The 16,521-nt window shown below is 63.1% G+C and carries 14 protein-coding genes; 6 read left to right on the top strand and 8 right to left on the bottom strand.

Annotated elements, in window-relative coordinates; all coding sequences use genetic code 11:
- The first annotated feature begins 120 nt into the window (after positions 1-120).
- From NKH22_RS00345 to NKH22_RS00330, 4 genes are all read left to right on the top strand, one after another.
- Positions 121-585 carry an endonuclease domain-containing protein gene (locus NKH22_RS00345; RefSeq protein WP_023688130.1) on the top strand — a complete coding sequence of 155 codons (465 nt, stop codon included), beginning with the start codon at positions 121-123 and terminating at the stop codon, positions 583-585.
- 18 nt (positions 586-603) lie between these two features.
- Complete coding sequence (locus tag NKH22_RS00340) at positions 604-3,174, top strand: GcvT family protein (RefSeq protein WP_023741572.1); 2,571 nt, start codon at positions 604-606, stop codon at positions 3,172-3,174.
- Between the two features lie 84 nt (positions 3,175-3,258).
- The gene (locus tag NKH22_RS00335) at positions 3,259-4,788 is read left to right on the top strand and encodes an ArnT family glycosyltransferase (RefSeq protein WP_023670415.1); all 1,530 of its coding nucleotides are present in this window, start codon (positions 3,259-3,261) and stop codon (positions 4,786-4,788) included.
- 55 nt (positions 4,789-4,843) lie between these two features.
- The gene (locus NKH22_RS00330; protein ID WP_352908971.1) at positions 4,844-6,151 is read left to right on the top strand and encodes a M24 family metallopeptidase; all 1,308 of its coding nucleotides are present in this window, start codon (positions 4,844-4,846) and stop codon (positions 6,149-6,151) included.
- Here NKH22_RS00330 and NKH22_RS00325 read toward each other — a convergent pair.
- Both NKH22_RS00325 and NKH22_RS00320 read right to left on the bottom strand, forming a co-directional pair.
- Positions 6,116-6,943, bottom strand: coding sequence for a phosphate/phosphite/phosphonate ABC transporter substrate-binding protein (locus tag NKH22_RS00325; RefSeq protein ID WP_023741575.1), 828 nt, complete (start codon positions 6,941-6,943; stop codon positions 6,116-6,118). The genes NKH22_RS00330 and NKH22_RS00325 overlap by 36 nt on opposite strands.
- 91 nt (positions 6,944-7,034) lie before the next feature.
- Complete coding sequence (locus NKH22_RS00320; RefSeq protein ID WP_031249048.1) at positions 7,035-8,045, bottom strand: fatty acid desaturase; 1,011 nt, start codon at positions 8,043-8,045, stop codon at positions 7,035-7,037.
- A 224-nt stretch (positions 8,046-8,269) separates the two neighbouring features.
- Here NKH22_RS00320 and NKH22_RS00315 point away from each other — a divergent pair, with 224 nt between their 5' ends.
- Both NKH22_RS00315 and bmt read left to right on the top strand, forming a co-directional pair.
- On the top strand, positions 8,270-9,127 hold the full coding sequence (locus tag NKH22_RS00315) for a helix-turn-helix domain-containing protein (protein ID WP_023681768.1): 858 nt from the start codon (positions 8,270-8,272) through the stop codon (positions 9,125-9,127).
- A gap of 114 nt (positions 9,128-9,241) precedes the next feature.
- The gene (gene bmt / locus NKH22_RS00310) at positions 9,242-10,264 is read left to right on the top strand and encodes a betaine--homocysteine S-methyltransferase (protein WP_023681769.1); all 1,023 of its coding nucleotides are present in this window, start codon (positions 9,242-9,244) and stop codon (positions 10,262-10,264) included.
- Positions 10,265-10,272: 8 nt separating this feature from the next.
- Here the strand turns inward: bmt and NKH22_RS00305 are convergent, their stop codons facing one another.
- The 6 genes from NKH22_RS00305 to NKH22_RS00280 all read right to left on the bottom strand — a co-directional run bounded on the left by NKH22_RS00305 (position 10,273) and on the right by NKH22_RS00280 (position 16,472).
- Positions 10,273-10,539 (bottom strand): hypothetical protein, encoded by a 267-nt coding sequence (locus NKH22_RS00305; protein ID WP_023724232.1) that lies wholly within the window; start codon positions 10,537-10,539, stop codon positions 10,273-10,275.
- Between the two features lie 240 nt (positions 10,540-10,779).
- Positions 10,780-12,891 (bottom strand): vWA domain-containing protein, encoded by a 2,112-nt coding sequence (locus NKH22_RS00300; protein WP_352807327.1) that lies wholly within the window; start codon positions 12,889-12,891, stop codon positions 10,780-10,782.
- 2 nt (positions 12,892-12,893) lie between these two features.
- Positions 12,894-13,454: an RNA polymerase sigma factor gene (locus tag NKH22_RS00295; protein WP_023696454.1), complete on the bottom strand. Its 561-nt coding sequence runs from the start codon at positions 13,452-13,454 to the stop codon at positions 12,894-12,896.
- A gap of 215 nt (positions 13,455-13,669) precedes the next feature.
- Positions 13,670-14,848: a BaiN/RdsA family NAD(P)/FAD-dependent oxidoreductase gene (locus NKH22_RS00290; RefSeq protein ID WP_023822193.1), complete on the bottom strand. Its 1,179-nt coding sequence runs from the start codon at positions 14,846-14,848 to the stop codon at positions 13,670-13,672.
- A gap of 95 nt (positions 14,849-14,943) precedes the next feature.
- Positions 14,944-15,681, bottom strand: a complete 738-nt coding sequence (locus NKH22_RS00285; protein WP_023691017.1) for a dienelactone hydrolase family protein — start codon at positions 15,679-15,681, stop codon at positions 14,944-14,946.
- A 104-nt stretch (positions 15,682-15,785) separates the two neighbouring features.
- Positions 15,786-16,472 (bottom strand): hypothetical protein, encoded by a 687-nt coding sequence (locus NKH22_RS00280; RefSeq protein WP_023681775.1) that lies wholly within the window; start codon positions 16,470-16,472, stop codon positions 15,786-15,788.
- Between the last annotated feature and the right edge of the window lie 49 nt (positions 16,473-16,521).

The following is a 16,521-nucleotide window of genomic DNA, read 5'->3' as shown; positions in this document are numbered from 1 at the left end:
CCGTCGAGCTTCGCTCGCACCTCTCCCCCGATCGACGGGGGAGAGGAAAGGCGCGAGCCTATGCAAGGGCGCGAATTTATGCGGGCTGGCTCCCTTCCTCTCCCTCCGGAGGGGGGAGAGGTGGCGCCGCGAAGCGGCGACGGAGTGGGGGACGGCGCTCATGAAACCCGCAGTCGCCGCAAGATGGGCACCACCCAACGCGCGCGAACGCTGAGGCAAGGCGGCAATCAGGCGGAAGCATTGCTATGGCTTGAATTGAAGGCGCGCAAGCTTGGCGGCTATCGCTTCACCCGCCAGTTTTCCATCGGACCCTTTTTTGCAGACTTCGCCTGCCGCGAAAAATGGCTTGTCGTGGAAATCGACGGCCATCAACACGCCGGCAGCTCCTATGACCGTCGCCGTGACGATTTCATGCGAGCGCAAGGCCATTCGATCCTGCGTCTCTGGAACCATGACGTCCTGAACCATCGCACTTCCGTCTGCGAAACCATCCTTGCCGCGCTTGATGGCAGGTTGGCCGAGAACGTCGCTGCGGCCGATCTCCGCTTTGTTTTCACGCCACGCCCATTCGATTCAATCTCTTAAAAAACGGACCTATCTCTCATGAAATCTCACGTTAAAGCGGTTGTCATTGGCGGCGGCGTCGTTGGCTGCTCGGTGCTCTATCACCTGGCCAAGGCCGGCTGGACCGACATCATGCTGATCGAGCGGTCCGAGCTCACCTCCGGCTCGTCCTGGCACGCAGCCGGCGGCTTCCACACGCTGAACGGCGATCCCAACGTCGCCAAACTGCAGGCCTATACGGTGCAGCTCTACAAGGAGATCGAGGAAATCTCCGGCCAGTCCTGCTCGCTGCATCTGACCGGCGGCGTGATGATGGCCGATACGCCCGAGCGCATGGATTTTCTGCGCCTGGCACACGCCAAGGGCCGCTATCTCGGCATGGACACCGAGCTGATCACGCCCTCCGAAGCCAAGGCGATGTTCCCGCTGATGGACGAGACCAATTTCGTCGGCGCCATGTGGGATCCGGTCGAAGGCCATCTCGATCCCTCCGGCACGACGATCGCCTACTCCAAGGCGGCCAAGAAGCTGGGCGCCGAGATCGTGCTGCGCAACCGCGTCGTCGACTTGACGCAGGAAGTTGACGGCACCTGGAACGTCGTCACCGAACAGGGCACCGTCCACGCCGAGCATGTCGTCAACTGCGGCGGCCTGTGGGCGCGCGAGATCGGCCGCATGGTCGGCGTCGAACTGCCGGTGCTGGCCATGGAGCACATGTACCTGCTCACCGAGCCGATGCCCGAGGTCGAGGAATTCAACAAATCGACCGGCCGCGAGATGATCGGCGTGCTCGACTTCAAGGGCGAGATCTACACCCGCCAAGAGCGCAACGGCATCCTGCTCGGCACCTATGAAAAGGCCTGCAAGCCATGGTCGCCGGTCAATACGCCGTGGGATTTCGGCCATGAACTGCTGCCGCCCGACCTCGACCGCATCGCGCCGTCGCTGGAGATCGGCTTCAAGCATTTCCCCGGCATCGAGAAAGCCGGCATCAAGCAGATCATCAACGGCCCCTTCACCTTCGCGCTCGACGGAAATCCGCTGGTCGGGCCGGTGCAGGGCCTGACCAATTTCTGGTGCGCCTGCGCCGTCATGGCCGGCTTCAGCCAGGGCGGCGGCGTCGGCCTCGCGCTGTCCAACTGGATGGTGCATGGCGATCCCGGCTTCGACGTCTGGGGCATGGATGTCGCCCGCTTCGGCGAGTGGGCCGGCCTGCGCTACACCAACGCAAAGGTGCGCGAAAACTATTCGCGCCGCTTCTCCATCCGCTTCCCCAATGAAGAGCTGCCGGCTGCGCGCCCTGCACAAACCACCCCGCTCTATGACACGATGCTCGCCAACAACGCCGTCATGGGCGATAGCTGGGGCCTGGAGACCCCGCTGTGGTTCGCGCCGAAGGGCAAGGAGCCGAAGGACGTCGTCTCCTTCCACCGCTCAAACGATTTCGGTCCTATCGGCGAGGAAGTGCGCGCCACGCGCGAACGCGTCGGCGTCACCGAAATCGCCAACTTCGCCAAATACGAAGTGTCGGGACCTGCGGCTGAGGATTTCCTCAACCGGCTGATGACCAACCGCATGCCGAAGATCGGCCGCATCGTGCTGACGCCAATGATCAACGAATTCGGCAAGCTGATCGGCGACTTCACCATCGCCAAGGCAGGCGAAGACAGATTTATGATCTGGGGCTCTTCCGCCGCGCAGAAATACCACATGCGCTGGTTCGAAAAGCACCTGCCGAAGGATGGTTCGGTGCGCATCCACCGCTTCGATCAGACGCTCGTCGGCCTGTCGATCGCCGGGCCGAAATCGCGCGACCTCTTGCAGAACCTGGTCGATGTCGACATCTCGACGAAAGCTTTCCGCTTCATGGATTTCCGCGAAATGGCGGTCGGCGGCGCGCCCTGCATGGTCAACCGCATCACCTATACCGGCGATCTCGGCTATGAAATCTGGATGGCGCCGGCCTATGAGCGCCTGGTCTACAAGGCGATCAAGGACGCCGGCGAGGAGTTCGGCCTCGTCGATTTCGGCATGCGCGCTTTGCTCTCCATGCGCCTGGAGAAGAACTTCCCGACCTGGTACCGCGAGCTGCGCCCGATCTACGGGCCGTTCGAAGGCGCGATGGACCGCTTCATCAAGCTGGAGAAGAACGACTTCATCGGTCGCGAGGCCGCCGCCAAGGAACAGGCGGAAGGGCCGAAACTGCGCCGCGTTTCCTTTATCGTCGATGCGGCCGACGCCGATGTCATGGGCGACGAGCCGATCTGGGCCAAGGTCGGCAAGGACTATGGCACGGTGGAAAAGCCGCATGGCTATGGCGCGCCACGCTTCGACATGGCGGGCAAGGAAGTGCGTGGCTCGAAGGCTGCCGAAGGCGCTTCCGCCGTGCGCGGCATCGTCGACGGCGACTGGCGCGTGGTCGGCTGGGTCACCTCGGGCGGTTATGCGCACTATGTGCAGAAGTCGATGGCGCAGGGCTATGTGCCGGCGGCACTCGCCGAGGACGAAAGTGCCGGACTGTTCGAGATCGAGATCCTCGGCCACCGGCGTCCGGCGCGCGTCAATGTCGAGGCGCCCTTCGACCCCAGCGGCGAGAAGATGCGGACCTGAAAAGGCGACAGGGAGCGTGAGATCGTGTAAGGGGCCTTCGGCAGTTGGCCGCAGGCATTTTCCCTCGATGAGAAGACGATCCCCTTGCAGTATCTAGAGAAATGGACGGACTGGCTCGGCGAAGGCAAGGTCGGTCCCTTCAACGCCGCACTGGTCTGCGTCGCGGTCTATTGCGTCGTCCAGATCGTGGTGATGGCGCTGCTGTCCCATGTCGTAGGAACCGGTGTCGGCGTCGACGATTCCGAACAGCTGATGTACATGCACTACCTCTGGGCTGGCTATGGCGGCTCGCAGCCGCCGCTCTACACCTGGCTTGCCCGCCTCGTCGCCGCCGTGGTCGGAACGAACATCCTGGCGCTCAAGATCGTGAAGTACCTGCTGATCGGAGCGGCGCTGGCGTCGGTTTTCATCGCTGTCCGCCGCCTGGGCTATTCCAGCCGCGCTGGCGCCGCCGCATTGTTCGGCCTGCTGTTGTTTCCGCAGATGGTGTGGGAGATGCAGCACGCCCTCACCCACTCGATCGCCGCTTTCTGTTTTTCAGTGGTGCTGTTTCTTGCGCTCGTTGAACTGGTGCAGCGGCGTTCGCTGGCCACCTATGTGCTGTTTGGCGTGGCGATGGCCGCCGCCATCCTGTCGAAATACAACAACGCGATCTTTCTCGGCGCGCTGATGCTGTCCACCCTGTCGCTGCGCGAAACGCGCGGCGTCATCCTCAACCGCCGGTTTTCGATCAGCCTTGTCGTGGCGGTGCTGCTTTGCCTGCCGACGCTCTACTGGAACCTGACCTACACCGACCAGTTGCTGTCGCACAGCGGCGGCTTCGGCATGGGCAGAGGAGAAAGCGCCATACAAACCGCATTCTACGGAATGCGCGGACTGGGCAAGGCTATCCTGTATTTCGCCGTGTTGCCGGCCGGCATATTCGTCGCGGCTTTGCTCATCGCATGGAAAAAGCCGGCGCCGGCTCTGCAACCGGCGCCATGGACCGAGAAACTGGTGTGGCGCACCATCGCTTTTGCCCTGGCGATGACCATCGTGCTCGTCCTGGCGAGCGGGACGACGCAATTTCGCGATCGCTGGATGCTTCCCATCCTTGTGTTGCTGCCGGTCGCGCTGGCCTTGCGGATGGATGCCAGAGGCGACAAGGGAAGGAAGGTGCAGGACGTCGTCGTCTTTGTCGGCGCAACGCTTGCCATCCTCGTGCTGCCGGTGACCTGGTACACGCACCTCAATGGCGGCGACAGCCGCGGCAGCATCGTGCGTGTCGACTACCAGTCGCTCTATGGCCAGCTGACGGCAAACGGTCCGGTTCGCACGGCGATATCGAGCTGGCACTGGGTGGGAAATCTGCGTCTTGTCGATCCCGATCTGGTCGTGCTCGACGACGAGATGCCGGACTTCGGCCATTTGCTGATCGAGCCGGCGGTGCTCGTGATGGCCAATGACAAGGAACCTCCTGAGGGCATCCTGCGGGCCTTGAGCGAGGCCGGCTATGTCGCTGACGGCTCGCCGCAGCAGTTGGTCGTCCCGATGCTGTTCGACAGCGAGCCGCCCACCCGCACGCTGACGGTCACGCGGCTGAAGAAAGCGGCCGCGGGCGCAGCGCCACAGTAAGTCGGCAGGGAGGCGTCGGGTGGAGAAACAAGGGTTCGGCCGTCACCGCAAGATCATGCCGTTCGAGCCGGGCTCCGTCGAAGCCTTGCGCGACGCCTCGCGCCAGAAAGCGGCGTCGCTGAACCAGCATGTGCTGGGCTATGGCGCGCTGGCTGAAGCCGAATGGCAAGCGGCAGGCATCGCCGCGCCCGATCTTGCCGCGATGCGCAAATACCGGCTCGAGCGCCTCCGCGCCGAACTGAGGCGCCGAAACTACGCCGGCGCGCTGCTCTACGACCCCGTCAACATCCGCTACGCCACCGATTCGACCAACATGCAGCTGTGGGTCGCGCACAATCCGACCCGCCACTGCTTCGTCGCCACTGAGGGACCCGTGGTGCTGTTCGACTATTTCTCTTGCGAGCATCTGTCCGATCATTCCGGCGTCGTCGACGAGGTGCGGCCGGCAGTGTCGTGGATGTATCTCTATGGCGGCGAGCTGACCGAGCACAAAGTCCGCCGCTGGGCGGCCGGCATCGCCGATCTGGTCAAGGAGCATGGCGGCGGCAACAGCCGCATTGCGGTCGACCACATCAACCCGGAAGGCGTCGAGGAACTCGCCCGCCTCGGCATTTCGATCGGCAATGGCGAAGCGGTGATGGAAAATGCGCGGCTGATCAAATCGCCGGACGAGATCCTCGCCATGCGCCGCGCAATCGTCGCTTGCGAAGCGGCGATGGGTGAAATGGAGAAGGCGCTGACGCCGGGCATTTCCGAAAACGAATTGTGGGCCGAACTCCACCGCGGCAACATTGCGCGCGGCGGCGAATGGATCGAAACCCGGCTGCTTGCCTCGGGACCGCGCACCAATCCGTGGTTCCAGGAATGCTCATCACGGGTGATCGAAGCAGGCGACCTCGTCGCCTTCGACACCGACCTGATCGGCCCCTACGGCTTCTGCGCCGATCTCTCCCGCACCTGGCTTTGCGGCGATGCGAGACCATCGAACGAGCAACGGGACCTCTTCCACATCGCCGCCGACCAGATCGCCCACAACACGCAATTGATGCAGCCCGGCATATCCTTCCGCGACCTGGTCGAACGCTCGGTGGTGCCGCCGGGAGATTGCTTCCCGGCGCGCTACGGCGTGCTCTATCACGGCGTCGGCCTCGCCGACGAGTATCCAACCCTGCCGCATGCAAGCGACTGGACGCCGGACACGCCCGACGGCGTGCTGGAGCCGGGAATGGTCCTGTGCGTGGAAAGCTATATCGGCCGTCTCGGCGGCCATGAGGGCGTCAAGATCGAGGAACAGATCCTGATCACCGAGACCGGTAACGAGCAGCTTTCAACCTACCCGTTGGATGCGAGGCTGCTCGGCTGATCCGGCAAGCGCCTCGCGCAGAGCCTTGAGCGTCTTTTCCGGCGTCGTCCTGGCGGTGATGTAGGGCAGGCCTTTGCGCCTTGCCGTCCAGCCGACCACCTTCACGGCGTTTGCCGCAGGTTCGAAACGCTGCGCCAGCGCCCAGCTCTCACAGTCGATGGCAGCTATATCCGCCTTGCCCTCGGCGACCGCGACGATCGAGCCGCGATGGCCACCGCTTTCGCTGCGCGAGGAAAAGATATCCAGGCTTTCGCCGGCGGCCTGCAGGTCGCGCGCCAGTGCAATGATGCCCGACATCGAATCGAGGCTGTTGTAGGTAAAACGCTTGCCGCGCATCAGATCGAGCGGCAGCGAGGCTTTGCCATCCGCGGGCGAGCGAACCTCCGGTCCCTCGCCCGTCCGCATCACCAGCGCGCTCGAATAGAGTTCGCCTTCGCCGCCCTCGTAAGCGTCGTAGCTCGGCTGGCCGACCACCTGCACATGCTTGCTCAGGCCGAGTTCCATCGGCCCCCAGCAGGTCTGCGCGAACAGCAGCGCCGGATGCAGCCAAAGCTGGTGATGGTCGAGTTCGTCCGGCGGCAGTATCGCCGGATCGGGCGCGATCAGTCTGCCCTCGGCGTCGTGGATACCGCCCGGCACCGGCGGCAGGTCGCCATTGCGGCGCACGATTGTCTGCGGCCCATCGACGCCCTTGTGCCGAAAAGCATCGCGCAACGCTGCCCATTGCGCGTCGACCTCGCCGCGCACTTCGGGCCAGTCATACATCGGCAATGCCGCAACCAAATCACTCATGCCGACACTCAATCATCATGGCTCGGGAAAGGATCGCAAAAACGCGGCGTCCAATCAGAATTGGCCGACACGGGTTCGGGAAGTCCGGGGATTATTCCTTCGGCGGCTCGGCCGGAACCGGCGCGCTGCCAAGCCCGCTGATGCTGCGCGCCCTGATGCGCGGCTTGAACGCCCTGCCCGGCTCGGGCCGGCGGCGCAGCACCGGGTGCACGATCGGCTCCTTGGCCTTGAAGGCGTAGGCTTTGATCAGTGCGAAATAGTTCGGATAGGCGTAGCCATTGTTCATCCGCAGCCACTCGTCGCGGCGGTCGGCAAACAGTTTTGGCAGCCTGTACCAGGCAACGGTCGGGGTCTTGTGGTGAACGAAGTGCAGATTGTTGTTGAGGAACAGGAACGACAGCGGCGAGCGCTCGATGATCACCGTGCGTCCTTCAGGGTGCTCGGACCACTGATGTTCGGCGAAAGTCCGGACCGCGATCAGCGACTGGCCGAGCCAGACCGGCACCAGAATGTAGAGCCATACGGGAATGCCGAAGCCGAACTGCACGATCGGCACTACGATGGCGAGGCCGATCGCATGCAGCAGCCATGCCTTGCCGATCGCCTTGTCGCCGGCAATCACATGCCTGGCGTCGTCGACGAAGAAACCGATGCAGGACAGCCAAGGGCCGAGAAAGAAACGGCCGGCCATGGTGTTGTTTATCTTGAGCAGGAATTTCATCGTCGGCGGCAGATCATCATGCATCCACAGCGCCTGGTAATAGCTCTCGGGATCGTCGAGCGGATCGGTCAGGCGCTCGTCGGCGTGGTGGCGCAAATGAAGCGTCTTGAAGCGACGGAACGGCCAGACCAGGCCGATCGGCAGGAAGACGAAGGCTTCGTTGATGAGCGCGCTGCGCGTCGGATGGCCATGCAGCACTTCGTGCATGATCGATGACTGCAAGGCCAGGACGAAGCCGAGGAGAAGAAGTGCCGGGATCGGATAAGAGGGCCAGAGCAGGAGCCCGGCAGCGAGCCACATTCCGTAACAGAAGAAAGCGAGGACCACGGTCGGCCACTCGATGGCCGCTGCGTCGCGTCGCTTGATGCGCTTGCCTGTCATGCTATCGACCACTGCCCCTCAGTCGCCGGAATTGGTTCCTGACAGCATAGTGTCAGGAGAAGCGATTCCGCTCAACGAGACAAAGTGTACAAAATGTTGCGATTGCGCATTTTTGACCGCAGATGTTATACATTGTAAACAACCCTACGGATTCATTTACGCTGGAAGTGCTGATTCGACGGCTCGGGCGCAAATTTTTCCTAAGAGAGCGCGGAGAACGAACAGTGGACAAACGGGACCTTTCGGCAATCTTCCGGGAGCGCCTGAAGCTGCTCCTGACACGGTCCGATCTCAACCAGTCGGCCTTCGCGTCAGCAGTCGGCATCGACCGGTCGGCGCTGTCGCAACTGATGTCCGGCGCCTCGACGCGCCTGCCACGTGCCGAAACGCTGCTCAACATCGCCGCCGAATTCAAGATCTCGCTGGACTGGCTGCTCGGCCTCTCCCAGGACGAAGGCGTCACCGGCGAAATCCGCGAAAGCCTGGAGATCGAAGAGGCGCCCGACGGCTTCGACCGCACGCTGCTCGCCAAATGGTTCGCCGAGGCCGCAGGCACCAAGATCCGCTATGTGCCGGCCGGCATTCCCGATCTCCTGCGCACACGCCAGCTGGTCGACTACGAAGCCAACATCACGAACCGCAGCCGTCTGGCGCAGGCCAGCGAGACGCAGTACCGCATCGAGTACAACCGGCGCCCTGAGACCGACATGGAGGTCTGCATGCCGCGCCATACGCTTGAGATCTTTGCCCGCGGCCTGGGCGTCTGGGACCGCTTTCCCGAGGCCGACCGCCGGCAGCAGCTTGCCCATATGGCGACGCTGCTTGACGATCTCTACCCCACCTTCCGGCTGTTCCTCTATGACGGCCGCATGCGCTATTCGATCCCGCTGACAATCTTCGGTCCCTACCGCGCCGCCATCTATGTCGGCGACATGTATGTCGTGCTGAACGCCACCCAGCCGGTCCAAGCGCTGACCCAGCATTTCGACAATCTGATCCGGGCCGCCGACATCAACCCGCATGAGGCCGCCGCCTACGCGCGCAATCTGGCCGGCGCGTCATTTCCATCGGGTTCTGCCTGATCGCCAACGCCCCGGAAAGGTGCGCCGCGCGGCATTGCAGGTTGCAAACACATTGACTGGACATAAAGACTTCTTTATATCCTTATTCCAATCAAATATCTGAAAGTCGATCCGATGACCGCGAACAATCCCATCGATGCTCTGCTGGCCGAAAAGGGCGTGCTGCTCGCCGATGGCGCCACCGGCACCAATTTGTTCGCCATGGGTCTGGAGGCCGGCGAAGCGCCGGAGTTGCTGAACGAGACAGCGCCCGATACCATCACCAGCCTGCACCAGAATTTCGTCGACGCTGGCGCCGATATCATTCTCACCAACTCGTTCGGCGGCACGCGCCACCGGCTGAAGCTGCACCATGCGCAGGACCGCGTGCATGCGCTGAACAAGCGCGCCGCAGAGATTGCCCGGGCGGTCGCCGACAAGGCCGGCAGGAAAGTCATCGTCGCCGGCTCGGTCGGGCCGACCGGCGAGTTGCTGGTGCCGCTCGGCGCCATGACCTATGACGAGGCGGTCGAGGCCTTCGCCGAACAGATCGAAGGCTTGAAGGAAGGCGGCGCCGAAGTCGCCTGGATCGAGACCATGTCGGCGCCGGACGAGATCCGCGCCGCGGCGCAAGCCGCCATCCGCGTCGGCCTGCCCTACACCTATACCGGCTCCTTCGACACTGCCGGCCGCACCATGATGGGCCTGCTGCCCAGGGATATCCACGGCGTCGCCGACGGACTTTCAGAGACGCCGCTCGGTGTCGGCGCCAATTGCGGTGTCGGCGCCTCCGACATCCTGGCCTCGCTGCTCGACATGACCGAGGCGAAGCCGGAAGCGACGGTGATCGTCAAGGGCAATTGCGGCATTCCCGAATTTCGTGGCACCGAGATCCATTATTCCGGCACGCCGGAGCTGATGGCCGACTATGTCCGGCTGGCGGTGGATGGCGGCGCGAAGATCATCGGCGGCTGCTGCGGCACCTCGTTCCAGCACCTTGCCGCCATGCGCAAGGCGCTCGACGCGCACACCAAATCCGAACGCCCGACCGTCGCGGGGATCATCGAGCGCATCGGTCCGATGCGCAACAAGGTGGCGACGGAAAACACCGCCGAGACCAGCGAAGCCCGCCGCGAACGCCGCCGCAGCCGGGCCTGATATCGAACTTATTCGCTGTTTTCAGCGTAACGCGATAGCGCCGTCGTGAAATCCAGGGCGGTGCTGTCGGCGCTTTCATTCATCGTCACCAGGTCACCCGACGACTGCGGATTGCCGATCTGCTCCAGCATGACGCGAAAGCGGTCATTGGTCAGCGCCGACTTTGCGGTATTCCGGGCTGCGTCGACGTCATCCATGATGCGCCTGGATTCTGGCGACAGCGTTCCCGACGCCTGCGTGTGTCTCACCGCCGGCGTCGTGTTTCCAATGTTCATGATCTGCAATTCCCGGCTCCCCAAGCCCAGTCCCGACCCCATGCAATAATAGCAGGGCATTGCGATGACGTTCCGGAAAAGCCGCGCAATTTAACGATCAGGCGGATCATCTGTGCGCTTCGGATCAATCGATCCGAAAAAAGGCCGGCAGGGTTTCCCCCGCCGGCCTGCCTCACCCGCCCGTAGCCGGTTCCCCGTATCAGAACGACCCCCGTCTGAAAGGAACCGGCTGTATTGCCACTACCGGTTACCGCCGAGCGCCGAGGCAAGGCGCACAAGCGAAAGGAACTCGGACCTGTACCCAAACGGGTCGGCTCCTCGGGCGGCGGTGGCAATCTCCATGATCTTGTCGTAGCCGAACTTCGCGGTCGCATCCTCGTCGCGCAGCTTCTGGCCGAAGGCGGCGACAGCGATGGAGAAACGCTGGTCGGTGCTGGCCTGGTCGAAGGACGCGACCTCGTTGGCCGACGTCACCGGCGTGGTGATCAGCTTCGAGACGTCTTCGTTCGGCAGCTTGTAGCGGATTTTCACGAAGGCATATTCGTCGGCATTGGCGACACCGCCATTGTTGACCGTCGCCTGGCCGTAGCGCAGCGGATCCATCTGCTCGCCGCCACTGCCCTTCGGCGTGATCTCGTAGATGGCGGTCACCGAATGACCGGAGCCGATATCGCCGGCATCGACGCGATCATTGTTGAAGTCCTCGCGGTTCAAGGCGCGGGTTTCATAGCCGATCAGCCGGTACTCCGAGACCTTGTCCGGATTGAACTCGACCTGGACCTTGACGTCCTTGGCGATGGTGAACAGCGTCGAGGAAGCATCCTCGACCAGAACCTTCTCGGCCTCGGCCAGCGTGTCGATATAGGCGGCGGTGCCGTTGCCGTTCTGGGCGATGGTCTGCATCATCTGGTCGTTCAGATTGCCGCGTCCAAAGCCGAACACCGACAGGAAGACGCCGGTCTTGCGCTCCTGCTCGATCAGTCGCTTCAGATCGTCGTCATCGGTCTGGCCGACATTGAAGTCGCCGTCCGTGGCCAGCATCACACGGTTGATGCCGTCCTTGACGAAGGACTGCTGGGCAAGCTTGTAGGCTTCCTTGATACCCGCCTCGCCGGCCGTCGAGCCGCCCGGCTGCAGATTGTCGATAGCGTTGAGGATCTTGTCCTTCTCGGTGACCTTGGTCGGCATCAGCACGGTGCCGGCGTCACCGGCATAGGTGACGATCGAGATGGTGTCGTCCGCCTTGAGCTTGCTGACCAGCAGCCGGAAAGCCGACTTGAGCAGCGGCAGCTTGTCCGGCTCATCCATCGAACCCGAGACGTCGATCAGGAACACCAGATTGGCCTTCGGCTGCTCGACCGGCTTGATGTCGAAGCCCTTGATGGCGACGTGCATCAGCTTGGTGTGCCCGTTCCACGGCGTCGGCATGACGCTTACGGTCGAGTTGAACGGCGTCGAAGCCGAGTCCGGACCCTTCCAGTCATAGGGGAAGTAATTGACCATCTCCTCGACGCGCACCGTGTCGGCCTGCGGCAGGTAGCCCTGCTTCAGCGAGCCGCGGACGAAGGAATAGGAAGCGGTGTCGACGTCGATCGAGAAGGTCGAGACCGGATCCTGAAGGGCTGCATGCACCGGATTGGTCTTGAAATCCTCGACGCGGTCGCGGTTTGGCTCCTGCGGCGCTATCTGGTCGGCCGGCATCGTCGAAGGCTGCGCCAGGTACTTGGACTCGGTCGCGCCGGCCATGCGGTCGACCCGCGCGCCGCCGGCCGGAGCAGCGGTGCCGTCAAGCGAAAACTCGCGGCTCTCAACTGGCGCAGGCTCGGCCAACACGCCGCGCCCCAGCGCATCCTGCTGCGCAGGGGCGACAGCAACGGTCGATTCGGGCTTCGGCGGCGCGGGCGGCGTAAGCGTCGTAGTGGTGTCGCGGCTTCGCACATCGGCGTCGGCCTTCTTGTCGCCTTCAGGCGCCTGCTTTTCTTTTACCGGCGCGTTGATCGCCGGCCCATTGGTTGCCGGCTTGTCGGCCAGCGTCTCAGTGATCTTCTCGTCGCTACCGAACGGCAACGGCTGTTCCCTCAGGATGTGGAAGGTGGCGTATCCGGCGATCGGCAGGGCGACGAGCCCGGCAATGGCTGGCGTGGCGATGAGTTTCTTTTGCATGATCTCGCTCCAGAGCTTTTGTGCTCGCTCTGTGAGACGAAGCCCGCCGACCGATCCTTGGGTGACGGCAGAAATATTTTCCTGATCATAGGCGCGCATGGCGGCTTCGAAGGCGCGTGTCTTCGCGCTCTCGCCCGGCGCCGGTACTGCTGCGTCGCGCAGCCTGTTGAGTTCGTTGTCGTCGACCATGGTCACACTTCCCCGGCTGAACGCATCAACGTCTTCAGCCGTTTCTTCGCTTCATGGATGTGCCAGGAAACCGTCGTCTCCGAGATTGCCATCGCCTCGGCGGCGGCCGCATGGCTCAAACCTTCGCCATAGACCAGAAGTACTGCATCGCGCTGCTTGTCCGGCAATTGCCGCACCGCTGCCCAGAGCGCCTCAGTCGGATCTTCGGGCTCGGCGGATGCCTCTCCCGATATCATGCTGTAGGCGCCGAAAGCCTCGGTCTTGACGTTTTCGCGCGTCGTCTTGCGCATCATGTCGCGCGCCGCGTTCAGCGTCACGGAATAGAGCCATGTCGTAAACGCGCCGCCGCCGCGGTAGTCGCGGATCGCCTTGCCGAGACGGACACAGACCTCCTGGGCGATGTCTTCGGCATCGGCCTTCTTTCCGCACCAGCGATAGGCGGCGCGATAGACGAAGTCGTAGTGCCGCTCCAGCAATTTGCCGAAGGCACCCCTGTCTCCGCCCTTCGCCCGCCCGATCAATTCGGCGTCGGAGGCTTCGCTTTCATCCAGCATCATCGCCATCATTTGCCTGTTGGACGAAGGCTAATGGCCAATCCTTGGGGTTATGGAAAGATTTTTTTCCGAGGCGACGGATGCACGCGCAACAGGTGCGCTGAGATTCAGGTGAGGCCGAGCCGAAAACGATGGATTTCGAGAACCGGAGTGGAGCGTACTTTTGGTACGCGAGCACCGGAAGCACTGAAAGCCGTCGTTTGCAGGCCGGCCTCACCTGAATATCAGCACACCTGGCCCGAGGCCCAGCCGGACGACCAAGCCCACTGAAAATTATAGCCGCCCAGCCAGCCCGTGACATCGACGACTTCGCCGATGAAAAACAGCCCCGGCACGGATTTCGCCTGCATCGTCTTCTGATCGAGCCCGTTGGTATCGACACCGCCAAGCGTCACTTCCGCCGTGCGGTAACCCTCGGAGCCGGCCGGCTTGATGCGCCAGTCGTTGACGGCGGCTTCGACGGTTTTCATTTGCAGGTCTGTCAAATCAGCGAGATTGCCATCGATCCCACTGCGCTCGGCGACTGCTTGCGCAAGGCGCTTCGGCAAATGGTTTGCAAGCACCGTCTGCACCGCTTGCCTGCCGTTGACGCGCCGGGCGGCGCGAAGCAGTTCCGCCACATCCCTCCCCGGCAGCATGGCGATGCGGATCTCGTCGCCCTCGCGCCAATAGGACGATATTTGCAGGATGGAAGGCCCGCTCAAGCCGCGATGCGTAAACAGCATCGCTTCTGAAAACCGCGTCTTGCCGCAGGCGACTTCGGCATCGACGGCATTGCCGGCCAAAGGCGCCAGCCGCTCGAGCGTTCTTGCGTCGAAGGTAAGCGGCACCAGCGCCGGCCGTGTTTCCACCACCGCAAGGCCGAATTGCGCCGCAAGCTCGTAGCCGAAACCGGACGCGCCCATTTTGGGGATCGACTTGCCCCCGCAAGCCACGACTAACGAGCTGCAAGCGACGCTGCCAGCGGAGAGCGTCAGCACAAACCCGTCCGCGGTCTTGCTGACGTTCCTCACCTCGGTCGACAACGCCAGTTCCACACCCCAATCCTGCATGTCGGAAACCAGCATGTCGATGACCTGGCGCGCCGAGCCGTCGCAAAACAGCTGTCCCAGCGTCTTCTCGTGACAGGCAATGCCATGGCGTTCGACGAGCGCGATGAAGTCGCCTTGCGTGTAGCGGCTGAGCGCCGAAATGCAGAAATGCGGATTGCCGGAGATGAAATTCTTCGGGCTGGTGTGGATGTTGGTGAAATTGCAGCGGCCACCGCCGGAGATGCGGATCTTCTCGCCGGGCTTTGCCGCGTGATCGAGCACCAGGACCGAGCGGCCGCGCTTGCCCGCCTCGATGGCGCACATCATTCCGGCCGCACCGGCGCCGATCACCACGACATCATAGGATTGCATCAGGCTGTTCGTTCCCGCTCGACTGGCGCTGTTTTAACAGGCCGCGCCAATCGTGCAGTCTCTACCCGTTCGTTGCGACTTCAGGCAACGCCTCGTTAGATCAGCGTCTCGGCGAACAGCGTCGTCAGTCGCTTCCAATGACGTTCGGCGCCGGCCGCGTTGAAGACGCTGTGGTCCGACACGCACCAGCCATGCGCCATGCCGGCATAGTTTTCGATGGCGTGGTCGACCTCCGCCACGCGCAGCGCCTCGACCAGCCGCGCCGACTGCTCCGGCGGAAAGCTGCGGTCGACGCCCGATGTCCCGACATAGACGCGCGCCTTGATCATTGCGGCCTTGCGGTGCGGGCTGTCGGCGGCATCGCTGGCCAGATTGCCGCCATGGAAGCTCGCCGCCGCCACGATGCGATCGGGATAGGTTGCAGCCGCATTCAAAGCCCGCGCCCCGCCCATGCAGTAACCGACGACACCGACCGGTCCGGTGACACCTTCAGCGGTAAGCGTGTCGAGGAACGCCCTGCTGTCGCGGATGGTCATGTCCTGTGTCGTGCCGTGGACCAACGCCGTCAGCGCGACCTTGGTCTCCTCGACGACGAAAGCGGTCTTGGGCTCGAACGGCCCGTAGGGTGCTTTGCGATAGAAAAGATCCGGCACCAGCACGGCATAGCCCTCGCCTGCCAGCCGTTCCGCCATTGCGTCGAGCGCCGGTCGCGGACCGAAAGCGTCCATATAGAGAATGATGCCGGCCCTGGACGAGGAAGCGGTCGCCGAGCGGAACAGCCCGGCTTTCGCCACGCCGTCCCCGGTCTTGATCTCAATGTCCTGCTTCGCCATGGCCCGCTCCGTTAAATGTCGTGCGATACATATAAGCAGGCACCGTCAGGGCAAGCCGTTCCCTGACAATCCCGTTCAACACTTTGTGCGGGCTTTCGACCCGGCTACAGGCCGGCAAACGCCGTCATGTGAAAGGCCTGAACCTCAGGCGGATAGCGATGGGCCGTGCCATACGGACAGGCGTTGCGGTCGAGGCAGCCGCCGCCGCGGCATGGTTCGCCCTTCGATCCCCGCACATGCGCCAGGCAAGCCTGATGAGCGAAACCATCCGCGGAATAGGCGTCAACCGGACAGGATTTCAGGCAAGGTTTTGCAACACAGGCGTCGCAAAGGTGAATCGCTTCGCGACGTTCAGGAAGCGCGATCTCATCCTCGAACAGCAACGCGCCGCGATAGGCATGCCAGAGCCCGTACTGCGGATGCATCAGGATGCCCAGCGGCGACGGTCTCAGCCTCTCCGCTCGCATCGCCCATTGCTGGAACGGCAGATAAGGTCTGTCCGAAGGCGAAACGGCGCGCGCGCCGAATTTCTCCGCCACCGCACCGATCACTGCGCGCGACCATGTGTCGAGCGGATTAGCAATGGTTTGCGGTTGCCGGTCGCGCCAGCGCAGGAAATGCGGCCAGGGTGCCGCTCCCGCCTGCCCCACCAACAGCACGGATTTGGCGGGGGCAACTGAAGGGCCATGCGGCGGCGTTTCGCTTGTTGCGAAATTGAAGCCGCCGCGCAGGATGAGGCCGTCGGCGGAAAGCGCGGCCGCTATCTCGTCAGCCCGGCGCCGCGCAATCATCCCTTCTTGTCCGGGTCGGAGAAAGCGCTCCGCCAGACTTCCTTGTGGA

The sequence above is a fragment of the Mesorhizobium sp. M1252 genome (assembly GCF_040318265.1).
Taxonomy (GTDB): Bacteria; Pseudomonadota; Alphaproteobacteria; order Rhizobiales; family Rhizobiaceae; genus Mesorhizobium.
Note: the sequence above shows the minus strand (reverse complement) of the source record. Positions and strands in the feature narration are given on the sequence as shown.